Origin of the sequence: Paraburkholderia acidipaludis NBRC 101816 (assembly GCF_000684975.1) — a bacterium.
Lineage (GTDB): Bacteria > Pseudomonadota > Gammaproteobacteria > Burkholderiales > Burkholderiaceae > Paraburkholderia > Paraburkholderia acidipaludis.
Genome location: NZ_BAXZ01000031.1, coordinates 22,963 through 41,115 on the forward strand (window position 1 = coordinate 22,963; position 18,153 = coordinate 41,115).

Sequence of the window (18,153 nt, forward strand, 5' to 3'; positions counted from 1 at the left end):
CTCGCGTGCGAGCGACTGCTTACTTCAGCACTTGCGCAACCGCGCCCGCGACCACGTCGAGGTTGCGCGTGTTGAGCGCGGCCACGCAGATGCGGCCGGTGCTCACGGCATAGATGCCGAACTCTTCGCGCAGGCGGTCAACCTGGGCAGCCGTGAGGCCCGAGTACGAGAACATGCCGCGCTGCACGTTGATGAAGTTGAAGTCGCGGTCCACGCCGGCGGCCGTCAGGCGCTCGACGAGGCCCGTGCGCATTGCGCGGATACGGTTGCGCATCTCGCCCAGTTCGTTTTCCCACATCGCGCGCAGTTCCGGCGAACCGAGCACGGTGGCGACCACCGAACCGCCGTGCGTCGGCGGGTTCGAATAGTTCGTGCGGATCACGCGCTTCAGTTGCGAGAGCACGCGGGCCGATTCTTCCTTGCTGTTCGTGATGACCGACAGCGCGCCCACGCGCTCGCCGTACAGCGAGAACGACTTCGAGAACGACGACGAAACGAACACGTTGAGCTCCGAAGCGGCGAACAAACGCACGACTTCGCCGTCTTCCGCAATGCCGTCGCCGAAACCTTGATAGGCGATGTCGAGGAACGGCACGAGGTTGCGCGCCTTCACGACTTCGACCACCTGCTTCCACTGGTCGATCGTGAGATCGACGCCGGTCGGGTTGTGGCAGCACGCGTGCAGCACGACGACCGTGCCTGCGGCGTAGCTGTTCAGCGCGGCCAGCATGCCTTCGAAGTTCACGCCGTTGGTCAGCGCGTCGTAGTACGGATAGGCGGCCACTTCGAAGCCGGCGCTCTCGAAGAGGGCGCGGTGGTTTTCCCAGCTCGGATCGCTGATCGCGACCTTCGCGTTCGGGTTCACGCGCTTGAGGAAATCGGCGCCGATCTTGAGCGCGCCCGTGCCGCCCAGTGCCTGGGCCGTCACCACGCGGCCTGCCGCGATCAGCGGCGAGTCGTCGCCGAGCAGCAGCTTCTGCACGGCGGCGTCGTAGGCGGCGAGGCCTTCGATCGGCAGATAGCCGCGCGGCAGACCGGCTTCGACGCGGGCCTTTTCCGCCTCGCGCACGGCGCGCAGCAGCGGGATCTTGCCTTCCTCGTTGGTGTACACGCCCACGCCCAGGTTCACCTTGGTGGTGCGCGCATCGGCGTTATAGGCTTCGTTCAGGCCCAGGATGGGGTCGCGAGGGGCGAGTTCGACGGCGGAAAAGAGGGACATGATGGTTCGGCTATAGTCAAGGATGGACAATCCGGTTGGCCGCTGCGCTGGCTTGAACGCCGCCGCGCGTCTGCCGCGGGCGGCGCAGCCGGCCGGCCACGCAACGCGCTATTGTAGCGAATCCGGGGGGCGTTTTCGCCTGCCTCGGCGAAGGCGGTAGGGCTTTTGCGGTCCGCGCCCCGCGACCGGCGCCCCTGGATCACCCCCGGCTCGTCCGGGCGCAAGACGCTAGAATAGTCGCTTGCTCCAGGCACAGGATGTCGTTTCCATGTCCGACCATACCGTGGCCGATGCGCCCACGCTCGACGAGTCGAAGTTCGTCCATTACGAGGACTCGCCGTTCCAGCTCTATCAGCCGTACCCGCCGGCCGGCGACCAGCCGACGGCCATCGAAACGCTCGTCGAGGGCGTGGGCGACGGCCTCTCGTTCCAGACCCTGCTGGGCGTGACCGGCTCGGGCAAGACCTACACGATGGCGAACACGATCGCGCGTCTGGGGCGCCCGGCCATCGTGTTCGCGCCGAACAAGACGCTCGCCGCGCAGCTTTATTCCGAGTTTCGCGAGTTCTTTCCGCGCAATGCGGTCGAGTATTTCGTCTCGTACTACGACTACTACCAGCCGGAAGCCTACGTCCCGCAGCGCGACCTTTTCATCGAAAAGGACTCGTCGATCAACGAGCACATCGAGCAGATGCGGCTTTCGGCGACCAAGAGCCTGATGGAGCGGCGCGACGTGGTGATCGTGGCGACGGTTTCGGCGATCTACGGTATCGGCAATCCGTCCGAGTATCACCAGATGATTCTCACGCTGCGCCAGGGCGACCGTGTCGGGCAGCGCGACATCATCGCGCGCCTCATCGCGATGCAGTACACGCGCAACGAGCAGGACTTCCAGCGCGGCACGTTCCGCGTGCGCGGCGACACCATCGACATCTTCCCGGCCGAACATGCGGAGATGGCCGTGCGCGTCGAACTCTTCGACGACGAGGTGGAGACGCTGCAGCTCTTCGATCCGCTCACGGGCCGCGTGCGGCAGAAGATTCCGCGCTTCACGGTCTATCCGTCGTCGCACTACGTCACGCCTCGCGACACCGTGCTGCGCGCCGTCGAGACCATCAAGTCCGAGTTGCGCGAGCGGCTGGAGTTTTTTCATACCGAAGGCAAGCTCGTCGAGGCGCAGCGGCTCGAGCAGCGCACGCGCTTCGACCTCGAAATGCTGCAGGAGCTCGGCTTCTGCAAGGGCATCGAGAATTACTCGCGGCACTTCTCGGGCGCGCTGCCCGGCGAGCCGCCGCCCACGCTCGTCGACTACCTGCCGACCGATGCCGTGATGTTCCTGGACGAATCGCACGTATTGATCGGCCAGCTCAACGGCATGTACAACGGCGACCGCGCGCGCAAGGAAAATCTCGTCGATTACGGCTTCCGGCTGCCTTCGGCGCTCGACAACCGGCCGCTCAAGTTCAACGAGTTCGAGCGCAAGATGCGCCAGGTGATTTTCGTCTCGGCAACGCCCGCCGACTACGAGAAGAAGGTGACGGGCCAGATTGCGGAGCAGGTCGTGCGCCCCACGGGACTCGTCGACCCGGTGATCGAGGTGCGGCCCGCCTCGACGCAGGTGGACGACGTGCTAGGGGAGATCAACGAGCGGGTGGCCGTCGGCGAGCGCGTGCTCGTCACCACGCTCACGAAGCGCATGGCCGAGCAGCTGACCGAATTCCTCGCCGATCACGGCGTGAAAGTGCGCTATCTGCATAGCGACATCGACACGGTCGAGCGTGTGGAGATCATTCGCGACCTGCGGCTTGGCACCTTCGACGTGCTCGTGGGCATCAACCTGCTGCGCGAAGGTCTCGACATTCCCGAGGTCTCGCTCGTGGCGATTCTCGACGCCGACAAGGAAGGTTTCCTGCGCGCGGAGCGCTCGCTGATCCAGACCATCGGCCGCGCGGCGCGCAACGTGAACGGCAAGGCGATTCTCTACGGCGACCGCATGACGGATTCGATGCGCAAGGCCATCGACGAGACGGAGCGCCGCCGCGCCAGGCAGATGGCCTTCAACGAGGCGAACGGCATCGTGCCGCGCGGGGTGGTCAAGCGCATCAAGGACATCATCGACGGCGTCTACAACGTGGACGAAGCGCGCGCCGAGCTGCGCGAGGAACAGGAGCGCGCGAAGTTCGAGGACATGTCGGAAAAGCAGATCGCGAAGGAGATCAAGCGCCTCGAGAAGCAGATGATGGATCACGCGAAGAATCTCGAATTCGAGAAGGCCGCGCAGACGCGCGATCAACTGGCGCTGCTGCGCCAGCGCGTGTTCGGCGCGAACGTGGGCGATCACCCGGTCTGAGCGCATCGACTTACGTTTCCTGCATCCTGTAAGGCGCCGCCCGGCGCCTTTTCCTTTATGGGCAAGACCCTTCTGCTATTGGGTTTGTCGCCGACTTTCAATTGTTACGAATCCCTATCGGTGCTACACTCCTGCAATATTGAGAATTGTTCGCATTAGCGTTTCTCGTTGATGCGCTGTTTTTGTGTCTCCAATAAAAAACCAGGAGTTTCGATGCGGATTCACTCTCTCTTGCGCGGCACGGCGCTGATCGCCGCTGCGGCGGCCGCATGCGCGGCCAGCGCCGCCGAATACCCGATCGGCAAGCAACAGATCCAGGGCGGCATGGAAATCGGCGCGGTCTATCTGCAGCCGATCACCATGGAACCCGAAGGCATGATGCGCAAGGCGGCGGATTCGGACGTCCACCTCGAAGCCGACATTCACGCGGTCAAGAACAATCCGACCGGTTTCGCCGAAGGCGACTGGATGCCTTACCTGCAGGTCCACTACGAACTCTCCAAGCCGGGTTCGAGCTACGTGCAGAAGGGCGACCTCATGCCGATGGTCGCGAACGACGGACCGCACTACGGCGACAACGTCAAGCTGGCCGGCCCCGGCAAGTACCACCTGAAGCTGATCGTGGAAGCGCCGATGCAGACCGGCCACATGGCTTTCGGCCGCCACGTCGACAAGGAAACCGGCGTAGGCCCGTGGTTCAAACCGTTCACGCTCGAATACGACTTCCCGTTCGCGGGCATCGGCAAGAAGGGCGGCTACTGATCGCGCAGCACTCAGGCAGGAACAACGCATGACTGGAATCAGAAAGATCGCGGCGCTCGCATTCGTCGCGGCGCTCGTTGCGCCGCTCGCGGGTGTCGTGCACGCCGAGGATCTGCCGACGTTCCGGCTGGAAATGGCCGACGGCAAGCTGAACCCCGCGCGCATCGAGGTGCCGGCGGGCAAGCGCGTCAAGATCGAGGTGCGTAACACGGGCAAGGGCGCGGTGGAGTTCGAGAGCGTTCAGTTGCGCAAGGAGAAGGTGCTGGCGCCGGGCGCGGAATCGTTCGTCGTGATCGCGCCGCTCGATCCGGGCGAATACAAATTCTTCGACGATTTTCATCAGCAGGCGCAGGGCGTGATCGTTGCCAGATGAGCAGTGCGAAATAAGCGTTGCGGCATGACCGGCGCCGCCAGCGCCGGTTGCAGGAGAGTGGAATGGGTCAGGTGATGTTCATCGTATGGCGGGAGAGCGTCGAGGCGCTGCTCGTCGTCGGCATCCTCCATGCGTGGCTGAAGAACGGCGACGCCGGCGCACGGCGCGGCCTGCCCTATCTGTGGGGCGGCGTGGCGCTAGGGATCCTCGCGGCGGTTGCGCTGGGCGCGGCATTGGTCGGGTTCACCGAAGTGCTTTCCGGTGATGCGCAGGACGACTTCCAGATTGCGATGGTGCTCGTCGCTTGCGTACTGATCGTGCAGATGGTGCTGTGGATGAAGCAGCACGGGCGCACGCTCAAGCGCGAGATGGAGGCGTCGCTCGAAAAGACCGCGCGCGACGCGAACTGGTGGGGCGTGACCGTGCTGGTCGCGCTCGCCATCGCGCGCGAGGGCAGCGAAACGGTGATTTTCCTCTATGGCCTCGGCTTCGGGCAGTCGGGGCACGTAGCGGCGAGCCAGTACTTCGCCGTACTGATCGGCCTCGCACTCGCGTTCCTCACGTTCTATGTGCTGCAGTTGGGCGGCAAGGTGTTCTCGTGGCGCCAGTTCTTTCGCGTCACCGAAATCATGCTGCTGTTCCTCGGCGCGGGTCTGTTCCAGACCGGTGTGGACAAGCTGATCGACAAGGAGATCCTGCCGACGCTCGTCGATCAGATGTGGAATTCCTCGGCACTGCTTGATGATTCGAGCACCGTCGGCTCGCTCGTCGCAACGCTCACCGGCTATCGCGCGCATCCCGCGCTCATGAACCTGGTGGCGTATGCCGCGTACTGGTTCGTGGTGGGGTGGCTCGTGCGGCGCGCCGGCGGCCGCGCCGCCGCAAGCCAAAGGAAGACGGCATGAACTGCGGTTCGGCCCGGCCGGTCGCGCCGCGAGGCAAGCTCGCGCTGGCCGGGCAGTGGATGCGCCGGCACGGCGCCGCGATCCGCGCCGTGCAGTGGGCCGTGGTTGCCGTGTACGCATTCCTGATCCTCGTGCCCGCCGCGATGCCGCTGCCCGACGACACCGCGCATCTCTGGAACAATCTCACGCTTGCCGCCCAGTTCGTGTTCTGGGGCATCTGGTGGCCGTTCGTACTGCTTTCGATGGTGATGCTCGGGCGCGTGTGGTGCGGCGTGCTGTGCCCCGAAGGCGCCCTCACGGAATTCGCGAGCCGCCTCGGCCGCGGCGGCGCGATTCCGCGCTGGATGCGCTGGGGCGGCTGGCCCTTCGTCGCCTTCGGTCTCACCACGATCTACGGGCAAATGGTGAGCGTCTATCAGTACCCGAAGGCGGTGCTGCTCGTGCTGGGCGGATCGACGCTCGGCGCCATGGTGATCGGCTTCCTGTACGGACGCGAAAAGCGCGTCTGGTGTCGTTACCTGTGCCCCGTCAACGGGGTTTTCTCGCTACTGGCGCGTCTCGCACCGTTTCACTACAAGGTCGACGAAGACGCCTGGCGCCGTTCGTACACGGCGGGCGAGCACGGCGGCCAGCGTGTCATACCCATCAACTGCGCGCCGCTCGTGCCGCTGCGCAACATGAAGGGCGCCGCCGCCTGCCACATGTGCGGCCGCTGCGCCGGGCATCGCGACGCCATCGATCTTGCGTGGCGTTCGCCGGCCGAGGAGGTGGTCGAGCCAGGGGACGGGCAGGCAAGCGGCTGGGATACGGCGCTGATTCTCTACGGACTCCTGGGTATTGCCATCGGCGCGTTTCACTGGACCGCCTCGCCGTGGTTCGTCGGTCTCAAGCAGGCTGTTGCGGGATGGCTCATCGACCGCAACATCGTCTGGCCGCTCGATACGAACGCGCCGTGGTTCCTGCTCACGCACTATCCTGAGCAGAACGATGTGTTTTCGTGGCTCGACGGCACGATGATCGTCGGCTACATCGTCGCGACGGGGCTAGTCTACGGTACCGTGCTGTTTGCCTTGCTCGCGGGTGCGAGTGCGCTTTTCGGGCGCTTCGACATGCGCCGCGTGCACCATTTTGCTCAGGCGCTGATTCCGCTCGCGGGCGCGGGCGTATTCCTCGGACTTTCGGCGACCACGCTCTCGCTCCTGCGCGCGGAGCACGTGCCGCTCGGCTGGGCATCGGACGTGCGACTTGCGATTCTCGGCATATCCAATATGTGGAGTGGCTGGCTTGCGTGGCGCGTGAGCGGCCGATACAGTCAATCGCTCCGGCAACGCGTTCTGGCGACGACGATCTTCGTCGCCGCGCTTGCCGTGGTCGACAGCGCGTGGTGGCTCATGTTTTGGGGCTGGGCGCGCTGACCGGCCGTTCAACCGATCGGAGAGCGAACCATGCGTACCAGGGTGGCACTGACTGACGAAGACATCGTGAAAATGGGTGACGCGGCCGTTGCGCACGCGCGCGCCAACGAGTGGAACGTGACGATTGCAATCGTGGACGAGGGCGCGCACCTGCTGTGGCTGCGCCGTCTCGACGGCGCAGCGCCCGTGTCGGCCGAGATCGCGGCGTCCAAGGCCCGCACCGCGGCGCTCGGGCGTCGCGAAAGCAAGGTCTACGAAGAAGTGATCCGCCAGGGACGCACCGCGTTTCTTAGCGCGCCGCTGCCGGCCATGCTGGAGGGCGGGGTGCCCATCGTCGTCGACGGCGACGTGATTGGCGCAATTGGCGTCTCGGGCGTGAAATCCGATCAGGACGCGGCCGTGGCGCGCGCCGGCATTGGCGCTATCGGCGTCGAATGAGAACAAAAAAGTGGCGTGGCTGGCTGCGACGGCTGCCTTGAAGAATGTCTGCACGAAGGGGTCTAGGTCTCGCGTGCAAGCCGTCGTGACTGGCTAATGCCCCAACGCCTCTCAGGGAGGCGGTCCCCACAATACCCGGTACGTACTGCTTACTTGGTGAGGATCAGCTTGCCGAGGCGTGTGGCCCGCAGCTGATACGTCTCGCCGTTGTGCAGGATGCTCACGTGGCTGCGGCCTTGCAGCAGCGCCGCGCTCTCGAGCGGCCGCTCGCGGTTCGCGGTCTGCGCTGTGTCGGACGGCTTGTGCGCCGGTGCCGTTCTGGCTGGCGCGCTGCGCGCGGCGGTCAGCGTCGGGCCGGCCGAACTGCCGGTGGAATTACCCGACGAGCGGCGCACGCTGAGCGTGGATGAGCGGTTGAAGTCGGTCATGGCTGTGACGTCTTTCTCGATAGGATGGAGTGATTCTAAATGATAACCATTCCTATTTTCAACTGTAAGAAATCGATCGGATTGGCGCGGCGATAGTCTTTGGGGACAGGCGTGCGCGGCACGAGAGGCCGCGCACCGGGATGTTCAGTGCCGCGCCTCGGGGTCGTCGAGACCGAGCACGTATTGGCGGATCAGCCGCACGGTGTCGATATCCGATTCGCGATAAGCCGACTTCACGATTTCGGACGTCTGCCGGTCGTCTTCGGTATCGGCGGTGGGCAGCGTGGTGCGGTAGTCGAAGCGCAGGAACAGTTGCTCCTCCTCCGGCTCTTCGATCGTCATGGTGAGCGAGCCGCCCACGTAGGTCTCGGTCGCGGCGATGTCGTAGCGCACGCTCTGGTCGGGCGTGAGCGTGACATGGTCGCGCACCGTGGCGTGACCGTAGTGCAGTTCGCGCTCCAGCGTGTTGCCTTCGCGCGCGAGAATCGTGCAGCTGTCGAGGCCGAGCACGAACAGCTGCGGCTGCTCGGCGCGCAGTACGAGACCTTCCCAGAGCTGCTCGCGCGTCATGGGCTGGACGAGCGGATTCGACGGGTCGTTGATCTGGACAAGATGTTCGAAATTCAAGGTCGGCGGTTTCCTGTGGCTAGGTCTCGGGGTCTGCACCGCCGCTCATACGGCGGCCATGAGGCCCGTGCGGATCGCGATCGTGTTCGTGAGCACCTTGTGGACCGGGCAGGCGTTCGCGATCTGCAGCAGCCGTTCGCGCTGCTCGTCGCTAAGCGCGCCTTCCAGCACGATCTGGCGGTCGATGGTCGTGCCTGCGCTGCCGGTTTCCATCGAGAGCTTCACGCGCACGCCTTCCAGCGGCCATTCCTTGCGCTGCGCGTACATCTTCAGCGTGATCGAGGTGCAGGCGCCGAGGCTCGACAGCAGCAGCGAGAACGGCGAGGGGCCGCGGTTGCCGCCGCCTACCGAGGCGGGTTCGTCGGCGATCCAGGTGTGGGTGCCGTCGTCGAATTGAACCTGGTAGTCGGTCGAGCCGATCTGGGCGGTAACGGTGGGTTCGGCCATGCGCTCCTCGCGGGCGGTGCGGACAGGGGACGGGGCGCACGATGCGCCCCCGGAACCCCTATTTTAGTGCGAGATGCGTCCCATGCGCCCGGCCTGGTAGTCGAGCACGGCCTGGCGGATCTCGGCTTCGGTGTTCATCACGAACGGGCCATAACGCACGACCGGCTCGTTGAGCGGCACACCGCCGATCAGCAGCACCTCGAGCGGCTCCGCGGCGTCATCTGGCGCGGCGAGCACGACCGTATCCCCGTCGTTGGCGAAGGCCACCATCTGCTGTGCCTCGATGCGCTCGCCCGCGGGCCCATAGCTGCCGCTGCCCGAAAGACCATAGGCAAACACGCGCCACTCGCTCGGCACCGGCTGCTCGACGCGGCCGCCCGGCGCGATCGTGAAGTGCTGGTAGAGGATGGGCGTGCGCGTCTCGATCACGGCTTTCGCGCCGAGCGCCTCGCCGGCGATCACCTTCACCGAGACCTTGCCGTCCGCCGATCGGCCTACCGGAATGCGCGCGCTGGGGATTTCCTGATAGCGCGGCGCGATCATCTTGTCGCGCGCCGGCAGGTTGACCCATAGCTGCAGGCCGTGCACGCGGCCGCCCGTGCGCGCGAATTCGGGGTCGGGCATTTCGCTGTGGATCACGCCGGCTCCGGCCGTCATCCATTGCACGTCGCCGGGGGCGAGCGTGCCCGAATGGCCCGCCGAATCCTTGTGGCCGAAGCGCCCTTCGAGCGCATACGTGACCGTTTCGAAGCCGCGGTGCGGGTGGTCCGGCGCCCCCTTGGCCGTGCCCGGCGCATAGTCGACCGGGCCCATCTCGTCGAGCAGCAGGAACGGATCGAAGTCCATCAGCGTCCGGGTGGGAAACGGACGATGGACGATGAATCCAGCGCCCTCGGTGGTGCGAACGGCGGGAAACACGCGTTCGATCGTGCGGGTGGTCGTCATGGATATCACCTCGGAAAAATGGGAATTACGCGATAAGCGAAACAAAACGCTATTATAGGTAGCCGTTTTGGGCAGTTCGACGGCCTTGACGCAATGGATTGTCCCATCGCTGGAACGACGACATGAAGATCGACTCGCATAACCTGAACGACCTGATGTACTTTTCGCAGGTGGTCGAGCACGGCGGCTTTTCGGCCGCCGAACGCGTGCTCGGCATCTCGAAGTCGCGTCTGTCGAGACGGGTGAGCGAGCTGGAGGCGTCGCTCGGCGTGCGTCTTCTGCAGCGCTCCACGCGCAAGCTTGCGCTCACCGAAGCGGGCGAGCTCTTCTACCAGCATTGCCGCGCGATGCTCTCCGAAGCGCAGGCGGCCGTGAACGTCGTTCAGTCGCTGCGTTCTTCGCCGCGCGGCACGGTGCGCGTGAGCGTGCCCGTCACGCTTTCGCAGACGATCTTTTCGCAGATCATCCCGGAGTTCATGCACCGCTTCCCGGAAGTGCGCGTGGTGATGCGCGTCACCAACCGCGTGATCGACCTGTTCGAGGATTCCGTGGATATCGCGCTGCGCGTGCGCTCCGAGCCGCCGCAGAACGCGAACATCGTGGTGCGGCCGCTGTGGCGCACCGAGCAGATGCTGGTGGGCGCGCCGAGCCTCCTCGCGCAGAACGCGCCGCCGCTCACACCCGACGACCTCACACGTTTCGAAACACTCGATACGCCGACGGGCGACGGCCGGCATGTGTTCCATCTGATCGCCCCGGACGGCACGCGCCACGCACACGAACACGAGCCACGCCTCATCACCGCGGACCTCACGACGATCCGCGAGGCGGCGCTGGCGGGCCTCGGCATCGCGGCGATGCCGGAGATGATGTACGGCGCCGCGCTGCGCTCGGGCAAGCTCTCGCCGGTGATGCCGGGCTGGACGCTGCCGGTGCCGCAGCTCTATGCGGTATTTCTCTCGCGGCAGGGGATGGTGCCCGCGGTGCGCGCGTTCGTGGATTACCTTGTCGAGGTGCTCGACGCGGACAAGCACCTGCAGCAAGAATGCCCGCTGCGCAGCGAAATCGAGCCGCTGCTGGAGCAGCATCGCAAGGCGCGGGACGAAGAACGACGTGAAGCACGTGGCGAGGTAAAGGGCGAGGCACGAAGCGAAGCAGGCATTGCACGCCCTATATCGCGCAGCAAGATCGAAACCGCATGAAGCGTAATGCTCGCCGCTACGCATTACGCTAATGACTTTTCGCATTTAAGCGTGGCCGGCAATCGTTACTTTCAATGGGCGAAGTCTTGAATGCGAGAGGCGAGAGGAATATATTGAAATCCTTCTCGCCAAGACCGGTCTTGAGCGGGAATTGATGGCCGCTATCATAGCGAGCCTTCAGGGTCGGTAGCGCTGTCCGTGTTGCCCACGGCATGTCGCATGTGTCGACGCGAACTGGCCGACGGTGAGTGTCGATACCGCCCGAATGCGCCGCGTGCGCTCGAAAAAAGGCCTTCATCCGACGATGAAGGCCTTTTACTTTGCACTGCGGAAAATAGATGGGCAGGGGCAGGCGCCCTGCCGCTTAATCACTTAACGATGCGCGGGATCGGTAACGAAGCCGAGCTTCGTGAGACCGCCGCTCTGCGCCGCGGACATCACCTGCGCCACTTTTTCGTAGGCGACCTTGCGGTCCGCGTTCAGATGCAGTTCCGGTTGCGGCTGAGTTTGTGCGGCGGCGATGATCTTCGCCTGCAGCGTCTTGTCGTCCACGGCCGTGCCGTCCCACAGCACGGTGCCGTCCGCTTCGATCGCAACGTTGATCTGCGCGGGTCTGGTGTCTTCCTTCTGGCTGCTCGCATGCGGCAGGTCGATTTTCACGGCATGACGGATCACCGGAATCGTCACCATGAAAACGATCAGGAGAACCAACATGACGTCGACGAGCGGCGTCATGTTGATTTCGTTCATCAGGCCATCGTCTTCGTCGCTCACAAAAGGGCTCATCGCCATGGTGCGCCTCCGTTTCAGTGCGCGCGCGCGGCGACGCGCAGATTGCCCTTCGTCGAGGAAAGGCGCGCGCCGGTCACGAAGAACGCGTGCAGGCCGTGTGCGAAGCGGTTGAGCTTCGTGACGATGGCCTTGTTGGCGCGCGTGAGCGCGTTATAGGCGAGCACGGCCGGAATCGCGACGAAGAGGCCGAAGGCGGTCATGATGAGCGCCTCGCCCACCGGACCCGCGACGGCGTCGATGGAAGTCTGGCCCGTCGCGCCGATCGTGAGCAGTGCATGATAAATGCCCCATACGGTGCCGAACAGGCCGACGAAGGGTGCCGTGCTGCCGATCGAAGCGAGGATCGCGAGGCCGCTCTGCATCTTTGCGATCGCCTCGTCCATCGAGTCCTTCAGGCAGCGCGTGATCCAGTCGGAGACGTCCATGCGGTCGTGCAGATGCGGCTGCGTCTGGTGATGATGGTCGGCGGCTTCCTGGCCCGAGAGCGCAAGCGCAAGGAACGGGTTGTCGTCGCGGGTGCCGCTGCCGAGCTTCTTGACGCCGTCGTCGAAGTCGCCCGAATGCCAGAACGACTGCTCGGCGTTCTTCGTGAGGCGCTTCAGACGCATGACGTTCCAGCCCTTCACGAGAATCACGCACCAGGACAGTACCGACATGACCAGCAACGCGAGCGCGATGCCGCGCGTCACGAAATCCCCTTGCGCCCAGACGTGGGCGATACCGTAGTTCTGCATTCTCGAGTCCTCGTTATTCAATTCATGAAAGTGGTGTGCGGTGTCGGCGGCTTCAGTCGCTCAGGCTGAAGTCGAAAGGCTGCGTGTAGGCCGCGCGCACCGGCTGGCCGTCTTCCAGGTAGGGCTTGCACGAGCTTTCGTGCATGGCGGCGAGCGCGGCGTCGTCGAGGCGGCCGTAGCCGCTGCTCTTCTTCAGTTCGATGCTTTCGACCTGGCCGTTCAGGCCCACCACGAAGCGCACGTAAGCCACGCCCGTTTCGCCGCGGCGCCTCGACAACGCCGGGTAGTCCGGCTGCACGATGCGGCAGTCGAGGTGCGACACGTTTTTCGGCGCATTGAGCGCCATGGTCGGCTTGCCTGGCTCGGGCGCGGCTGCCGCAGCGGGAGCCGGCGCGGCGGGGGCGGGCGGCGTCGTGGCGGCGGGCGTTTCGACGGCGTGCTGCGACGGCGCATCGGCGACCGGCAGCGGCGCGGGCACTGGCTTCGGCCGCGGCTGGATCACCGGCTTTGCGCGCGTCACGTGCGGCACCGGTTTCGGCGGCGGCGGCGTGGGCGTGGACTGGATCGCGGCGGGCGCGGCCACGGGTTCGGGCTGGATCAGCTCGGCCGTGATCGTGTGCGATTCGAGCGCGAGAGGGGCGGCGGCGTCGCGCCTGGTCAGGACGATCGCAATGAGCGCCGCGTGCAGGGCCACCACGACGGCAGTGGCGGTGATGATACGGCGGTTCATGCGGACGGCGGAACCCGGCAACGGGCCGGCGGTGGTGGTGAGAGCCTGCATGTTAGCGAGTTTGCCGGACGAAAGACGGCACACCGGCAGGCCAACGCACCGTGTCGGACAGCTTCATTTGCGGAATATCAACAGCGAGATGCACAGGGTAGTCACGAATCCGATCAGCAATTCCATCCCGACCTCCGGAAGAGGGGAACGCGAACTAGCTGGCTGGTCGTGAAACTGGCTTGCTGTCGGCAGGAAGGTGGCGCGCGATGCCGTGGGAGCCCGGTGCGCGCCGCGGTAGTCAAGCGGCCTTGCGCTCGTAGAACGTGAGGGGTTGCACGGCAGGCACGGCCACCGCATGGGCGTGAGCTACGCCGCAGCGGGTTGCGCAGACGCCGCTTTGCGCCATCACGTCACGAACCGATTCTTCGCACTTGCCGCAGCAGGTCGCCACGCCGAGTTCGAACTGAAGCTCGTCGAAAGAGTCCATGCCTTCAGCGATCGAGGCACGGATCGTCCGGTCGGAAACGGACTTGCAGACGCAGACAATCATGATGAAGCGCGATAGAAAGGGTTAATGCGAATTATTATCATTTTGTTTGATGCGTTTGGCAAGCGCCTTCGCGGAATTTTTGTAACAAAACCGGGCCCTTAGCAGGGATTTTGCTGGCGGCGCCGGTGGAGGGAAAGGCGGAGAATCGGGGGCGGAAGGGAGAGCGCCGCGGGTCGGGCGGGCAGGGCTCAGGGCATTAAAGTGGCCAAAGAGGGGCCAAAGATGAACCCGGGAGCAGGGTGCGTCTCAGGTTGTCGACGCTTCCAGCGCGAGCGTGCGCCGCGACGGGATCTGTACCGTCTCCACCTTGGCGTCGATGCCGAGCAGCGCGGCCGCGAGCGTGCGCAGGTGCGCGCCGTCGCTCGTCGAACAGAAGCGCACGGGCGCCTCGTCCACCGACCTTGCCGCGCCGTTGGCCGTCTGCGCCAGCAGGCCGTGCTGGGCGAGCACCCGTTCGAGCTGCCGCGCAATGGCGACGCTGGTGTCGATCAGCGTCATGCGCTCGCCGACGATCGAGCGAATCGCCGTATCGAGAAACGGATAGTGCGTGCAGCCGAGCACGAGCGTATCGGCGCCGGCGTCGAGCATGGGCTGCAGATAGCCGCGCAGCAGCGCGAGCAGCTCGGGCGAACCGATGTCGCAGCGCTCGACCGCCTCCACGAGCCCGTGGCCGGGCTGGCTGAGCACGCACAGGTCGCCGGCGTGGCGTTCCACCAGCGCCTGAAAGCGCGCGCTGCGCAGCGTGACCTGGGTGGCGAGGACGCCCGCCACGCGCGAGCGCGACTGCAGTGCGGCGGGCTTCACGCCCGGCTCCACGCCCACGAGCGGAATCGGCAACTGCCCGCGCACGAGCTCGATCGACTGGGCGGTGGCCGTGTTGCAGGCCACCACCAGTGCCTTCGCCCCTTCTTTGACGAGCCGTTCGCCGATCGCGAGCGTGCGGTCGGCGATGAAGTCGTCGTCGCGCTCGCCGTAGGGCGCATAGCGCGAATCGGCGACATAGACGAGTCGCTCGGCGGGCAGCAGGGCGCGCACCGCGCGCAGCACGGAAAGGCCGCCAAGGCCGGAATCGAAGATGCCGACGGGCGCGGCGCCGGCGAGGGGCGAAGGGTTCAAGGGATTCGGGGCAGATGGAAAAAAGCGCAGGTTCCGCTCAGGAAAATGCGCCGTGTCGCGAAGACGGCGATCAGGATTCTACCGAACCCATGGCCGACTGCTGGTAGTTCTGGATGCCGACCTTGTCGATGAGGTCGATCTGCGTTTCGAGCCAGTCGATATGTTCTTCGGTGTCGTCCAGAATCTTCACGAAGATTTCGCGCGACACGAAATCGCGCACCGACTCGCAGTACGCAATGGCTTCCTTGCAGGTGGATTGGGAAATCTGTTCGAGCTTCAGGTCGCATTCGAGGATCTCCCCGGTTTCCTCGCCAATCAGGAGCTTGTGCAGGTCTTGCAGATTCGGCAGGCCATCGAGCATGAAGATGCGTTCGATGAGCCAGTCGGCATGTTTCATTTCCCCGATCGATTCGTCGTATTCATGCTTGCCGAGCTTTTCGAGGCCCCAGTGCTTGTACATGCGGGCATGGAGGAAGTACTGGTTGATTGCCGTGAGCTCGTTCTTGAGTTGGGCGTTCAGATATTCGATGACCTTTTTGTCGCCTTGCATGATTTATTCCTTACCTGGTAGGGCGGAGGTGGGTTCTGGTTCTGAACAATAAACGCTGTGCCTGCAAATGCCAAGACCAAACCGGCATTCTGATCGGACATTCGCGTTGTGCTGAGAATTAATCTCAATCCTTTTCGCGTTAATCAAAAAGGCAAATGAAAAACCGGGGTGCGGAGCCCCGGTTTTGCATATCGGCGTGAGCCGATTAATGAGCTCAGGCCGTCGCGACGGGAATCTTGCCGATCTTCGCCTGCCATTCGGCGGGGCCGGTCTTGTGCACCGAGGTGCCCGACGAATCGACGGCAACCGTCACCGGCATGTCCTGCACGTCGAACTCGTAGATGGCTTCCATGCCGAGGTCTTCGAACGCGAGGACCTTCGAGCCGCGGATCGCCTTCGAAACGAGGTAAGCCGCGCCGCCCACGGCCATCAGATACGCAGCCTTGTGCTGCTTGATCGCCTCGATCGCGACCGGGCCGCGCTCGGCCTTGCCGACCATCGAGATGAGGCCCGTTTGCGCGAGCATCATTTCCGTGAACTTGTCCATGCGCGTGGCCGTGGTGGGACCGGCCGGGCCGACCACTTCGTCGCGCACCGGATCGACCGGGCCAACGTAGTAGATCACGCGGTTCTTGAAGTCCACCGGCAGCTTTTCGCCCTTGGCGATCATGTCGGCAATGCGCTTGTGCGCGGCGTCGCGGCCCGTGAGCATCTTGCCCGAGAGCAAGAGCGTCTGGCCCGGCTTCCACGAAGCGACTTCTTCCGGCGTGAGCGTGTTCAGGTCCACGCGCTTGCTCGTTTCCGTGTTCGGTTCCCAGTTGACCTTCGGCCATGCGTCGAGCGCGGGCGCTTCCAGCTTTGCCGGGCCGGAGCCGTCCAGCACGAAGTGCGCGTGGCGCGTGGCGGCGCAGTTCGGGATCATCGCGACGGGCTTCGAAGCCGCGTGCGTGGGCGCGGCATGAATCTTCACATCGAGCACGGTCGCGAGACCGCCCAGGCCCTGCGCGCCGATGCCGAGCGCGTTGACCTTCTCGTGCAGTTCTACGCGCAGCTCTTCGATCCAGTCCTTCGGGCCGCGCTTGATGATGTCCTGAATGTCGATGGACTCCATCAACGATTCTTTCGCCATCAGCATCGCCTTTTCAGCCGTGCCGCCGATGCCGATGCCGAGCATGCCCGGCGGGCACCAGCCCGCGCCCATCGTCGGCACGGTCTTGAGCACCCAGTCCACGATCGAATCGGACGGGTTCAGCATGACGAACTTCGACTTGTTCTCCGAGCCGCCGCCCTTGGCCGCCACCTGCACGTCGACCTTGTCGCCCGGCACGATCTCGTAGTGGATCACGGCCGGCGTGTTGTCCTTCGTGTTCTTGCGGCCGCCTTCGGGCGGCGAAACGATCGAGGCGCGCAGCACGTTGTCCGGGTTCAGGTAGCCGCGGCGCACGCCTTCGTTGATCATGTCGGTCACGCCCATCGTCGCGCCGTCCCAACGCACGTCCATGCCGACCTTCACGAAGATCGTGACGATGCCGGTGTCCTGGCAGATCGGGCGGCGGCCTTCGGCGCACATGCGGCTGTTCGTGAGGATCTGCGCGATGGCGTCCTTCGCGGCCGGGCTCTCTTCGAGCTCATAGGCGCGGCCGAGCGCTTCGATGTAGTCCTGCGGATGGTAGTAGCTGATGTACTGCAGCGAATCCGCGATGCTCTGGATCAGGTCTTCCTGTTTAATGACGGTCATGGCTGGCTTCAGTGGGGACGGGGTGTATTGAAATCTTGTCGGAGGCGCCGCGCTATTCGACGGCGTCGGCCGGCACCGGATGGCGCGCGGCAAGTTCCTGGTAGTGCTGAGGATGCGTGTGCGTGGCGAGGCGGTCGATCCACGCCATCACCAGCGCGGAGACGAGGAACGCGGCATGGATGATCACCTGCCACATCACGGTATGGCTGGAGACCGCGTCGGGATTGATGAAGGTCTTCAGCAGATGAATCGACGAAATGCTGATGAGCGCCATGGCGAGCTTCACCTTCAGCACGCCGGCGTTGACGTGATCGAGCCATTCGGGCTCGTCGGGATGGCCTTCCAGACCCATGCGCGAAACGAAGGTCTCGTAGCCGCCCACGATCACCATGATCAGCAGGTTCGAGATCATCACCACGTCGATGAGGCCGAGCACGGCGAGCATGATGCTCGTCTCGTCGAGCGTCATCGAGTGGGTGACGAGGTGCCAGACTTCCTTCACGAACAGCACGCAGTACACCGCCTGCGCGACGATCAGCCCGAGGTAGAGCGGCACCTGGAGCCAGCGGCTCATGAAGATGACGCGCGGGAGAATCCGCGTGCGGCGCGGCGGACGCCGCGTCTCAGGCGCTCGGTACGATGGGGGACGTGCAGCGGACATGGGCAATCACGTTGGCGTAAATCGGGCAGCGCCGCCGTGCCGCGCGCTCGACGCCCGGCGGTGCCCCGGGGTGTACCTGGGCGCCGCCGGCGGATGCGCGCCGCATGGGCTGGGCGCGCGCTATTGTACAGCCTCGGCGCGCGGGCCCGCCGCGAGCCCCGCAGCCTGGCGGCCCGGTTG

The 18,153-nt window shown here is 64.7% G+C and carries 20 protein-coding genes; 7 read left to right on the plus strand and 13 right to left on the minus strand.

The window, feature by feature from the left end; genetic code table 11:
* Positions 1 to 19: 19 nt before the first annotated feature.
* Positions 20 to 1,219 carry an amino acid aminotransferase gene (locus BAC01S_RS27325; RefSeq protein ID WP_027797615.1) on the minus strand — a complete coding sequence of 400 codons (1,200 nt, stop codon included), beginning with the start codon at positions 1,217 to 1,219 and terminating at the stop codon, positions 20 to 22.
* Positions 1,220 to 1,487: 268 nt separating this feature from the next.
* On the opposite strand from BAC01S_RS27325, the gene uvrB reads away from it, so the two are divergent.
* The 6 genes from uvrB to BAC01S_RS27355 all read left to right on the plus strand — a co-directional run bounded on the left by uvrB (position 1,488) and on the right by BAC01S_RS27355 (position 7,462).
* Positions 1,488 to 3,569 carry an excinuclease ABC subunit UvrB gene (uvrB, locus tag BAC01S_RS27330; RefSeq protein WP_027797616.1) on the plus strand — a complete coding sequence of 694 codons (2,082 nt, stop codon included), beginning with the start codon at positions 1,488 to 1,490 and terminating at the stop codon, positions 3,567 to 3,569.
* A gap of 213 nt (positions 3,570 to 3,782) precedes the next feature.
* Positions 3,783 to 4,331, plus strand: a complete 549-nt coding sequence (locus BAC01S_RS27335; protein ID WP_027797617.1) for an iron transporter — start codon at positions 3,783 to 3,785, stop codon at positions 4,329 to 4,331.
* Between the two features lie 28 nt (positions 4,332 to 4,359).
* Positions 4,360 to 4,704: a cupredoxin domain-containing protein gene (locus tag BAC01S_RS27340; protein ID WP_027797618.1), complete on the plus strand. Its 345-nt coding sequence runs from the start codon at positions 4,360 to 4,362 to the stop codon at positions 4,702 to 4,704.
* Between the two features lie 62 nt (positions 4,705 to 4,766).
* Positions 4,767 to 5,609: an FTR1 family iron permease gene (locus BAC01S_RS27345; protein ID WP_027797619.1), complete on the plus strand. Its 843-nt coding sequence runs from the start codon at positions 4,767 to 4,769 to the stop codon at positions 5,607 to 5,609.
* Positions 5,606 to 7,024, plus strand: a complete 1,419-nt coding sequence (locus tag BAC01S_RS27350; protein ID WP_027797620.1) for a 4Fe-4S binding protein — start codon at positions 5,606 to 5,608, stop codon at positions 7,022 to 7,024. The genes BAC01S_RS27345 and BAC01S_RS27350 overlap by 4 nt, the downstream gene beginning before the upstream one ends.
* 30 nt (positions 7,025 to 7,054) lie before the next feature.
* Complete coding sequence (locus tag BAC01S_RS27355) at positions 7,055 to 7,462, plus strand: GlcG/HbpS family heme-binding protein (protein ID WP_027797621.1); 408 nt, start codon at positions 7,055 to 7,057, stop codon at positions 7,460 to 7,462.
* Positions 7,463 to 7,611: 149 nt separating this feature from the next.
* Here BAC01S_RS27355 and hemP read toward each other — a convergent pair whose 3' ends face one another.
* The 4 genes from hemP to BAC01S_RS27375 form a co-directional block, all read right to left on the minus strand.
* Positions 7,612 to 7,890 (minus strand): hemin uptake protein HemP, encoded by a 279-nt coding sequence (hemP, locus tag BAC01S_RS27360; protein WP_027797622.1) that lies wholly within the window; start codon positions 7,888 to 7,890, stop codon positions 7,612 to 7,614.
* 144 nt (positions 7,891 to 8,034) lie between these two features.
* The gene (locus BAC01S_RS27365) at positions 8,035 to 8,517 is read right to left on the minus strand and encodes an SRPBCC family protein (protein ID WP_027797623.1); all 483 of its coding nucleotides are present in this window, start codon (positions 8,515 to 8,517) and stop codon (positions 8,035 to 8,037) included.
* A gap of 45 nt (positions 8,518 to 8,562) precedes the next feature.
* Complete coding sequence (locus BAC01S_RS27370; RefSeq protein WP_027797624.1) at positions 8,563 to 8,964, minus strand: OsmC family protein; 402 nt, start codon at positions 8,962 to 8,964, stop codon at positions 8,563 to 8,565.
* 63 nt (positions 8,965 to 9,027) lie between these two features.
* Complete coding sequence (locus BAC01S_RS27375; RefSeq protein WP_027797625.1) at positions 9,028 to 9,909, minus strand: pirin family protein; 882 nt, start codon at positions 9,907 to 9,909, stop codon at positions 9,028 to 9,030.
* 122 nt (positions 9,910 to 10,031) lie between these two features.
* On the opposite strand from BAC01S_RS27375, the gene BAC01S_RS32810 reads away from it, so the two are divergent.
* Positions 10,032 to 11,111: a LysR family transcriptional regulator gene (locus tag BAC01S_RS32810; protein ID WP_084168912.1), complete on the plus strand. Its 1,080-nt coding sequence runs from the start codon at positions 10,032 to 10,034 to the stop codon at positions 11,109 to 11,111.
* Positions 11,112 to 11,483: 372 nt separating this feature from the next.
* Here BAC01S_RS32810 and BAC01S_RS27385 read toward each other — a convergent pair whose 3' ends face one another.
* The 8 genes from BAC01S_RS27385 to BAC01S_RS27420 form a co-directional block, all read right to left on the minus strand.
* The gene (locus BAC01S_RS27385; RefSeq protein ID WP_027797626.1) at positions 11,484 to 11,903 is read right to left on the minus strand and encodes an ExbD/TolR family protein; all 420 of its coding nucleotides are present in this window, start codon (positions 11,901 to 11,903) and stop codon (positions 11,484 to 11,486) included.
* Positions 11,904 to 11,917: 14 nt separating this feature from the next.
* On the minus strand, positions 11,918 to 12,637 hold the full coding sequence (locus BAC01S_RS27390; protein WP_027797627.1) for a MotA/TolQ/ExbB proton channel family protein: 720 nt from the start codon (positions 12,635 to 12,637) through the stop codon (positions 11,918 to 11,920).
* 52 nt (positions 12,638 to 12,689) lie between these two features.
* Positions 12,690 to 13,418, minus strand: a complete 729-nt coding sequence (locus BAC01S_RS27395; RefSeq protein ID WP_027797628.1) for an energy transducer TonB — start codon at positions 13,416 to 13,418, stop codon at positions 12,690 to 12,692.
* A 238-nt stretch (positions 13,419 to 13,656) separates the two neighbouring features.
* Complete coding sequence (locus BAC01S_RS27400; RefSeq protein ID WP_027797629.1) at positions 13,657 to 13,908, minus strand: (2Fe-2S)-binding protein; 252 nt, start codon at positions 13,906 to 13,908, stop codon at positions 13,657 to 13,659.
* Positions 13,909 to 14,154: 246 nt separating this feature from the next.
* Complete coding sequence (gene murI, locus BAC01S_RS27405) at positions 14,155 to 15,024, minus strand: glutamate racemase (RefSeq protein WP_027797630.1); 870 nt, start codon at positions 15,022 to 15,024, stop codon at positions 14,155 to 14,157.
* A 70-nt stretch (positions 15,025 to 15,094) separates the two neighbouring features.
* A complete protein-coding gene (gene bfr / locus BAC01S_RS27410; protein WP_027797631.1) occupies positions 15,095 to 15,574 on the minus strand; it encodes a bacterioferritin in 480 nt (159 codons plus the stop codon).
* A gap of 214 nt (positions 15,575 to 15,788) precedes the next feature.
* Positions 15,789 to 17,312 carry a fumarate hydratase gene (locus BAC01S_RS27415; RefSeq protein WP_027797632.1) on the minus strand — a complete coding sequence of 508 codons (1,524 nt, stop codon included), beginning with the start codon at positions 17,310 to 17,312 and terminating at the stop codon, positions 15,789 to 15,791.
* A 52-nt stretch (positions 17,313 to 17,364) separates the two neighbouring features.
* A complete protein-coding gene (locus BAC01S_RS27420; protein ID WP_062859427.1) occupies positions 17,365 to 17,973 on the minus strand; it encodes a TIGR00645 family protein in 609 nt (202 codons plus the stop codon).
* Positions 17,974 to 18,153 lie beyond the last annotated feature (180 nt).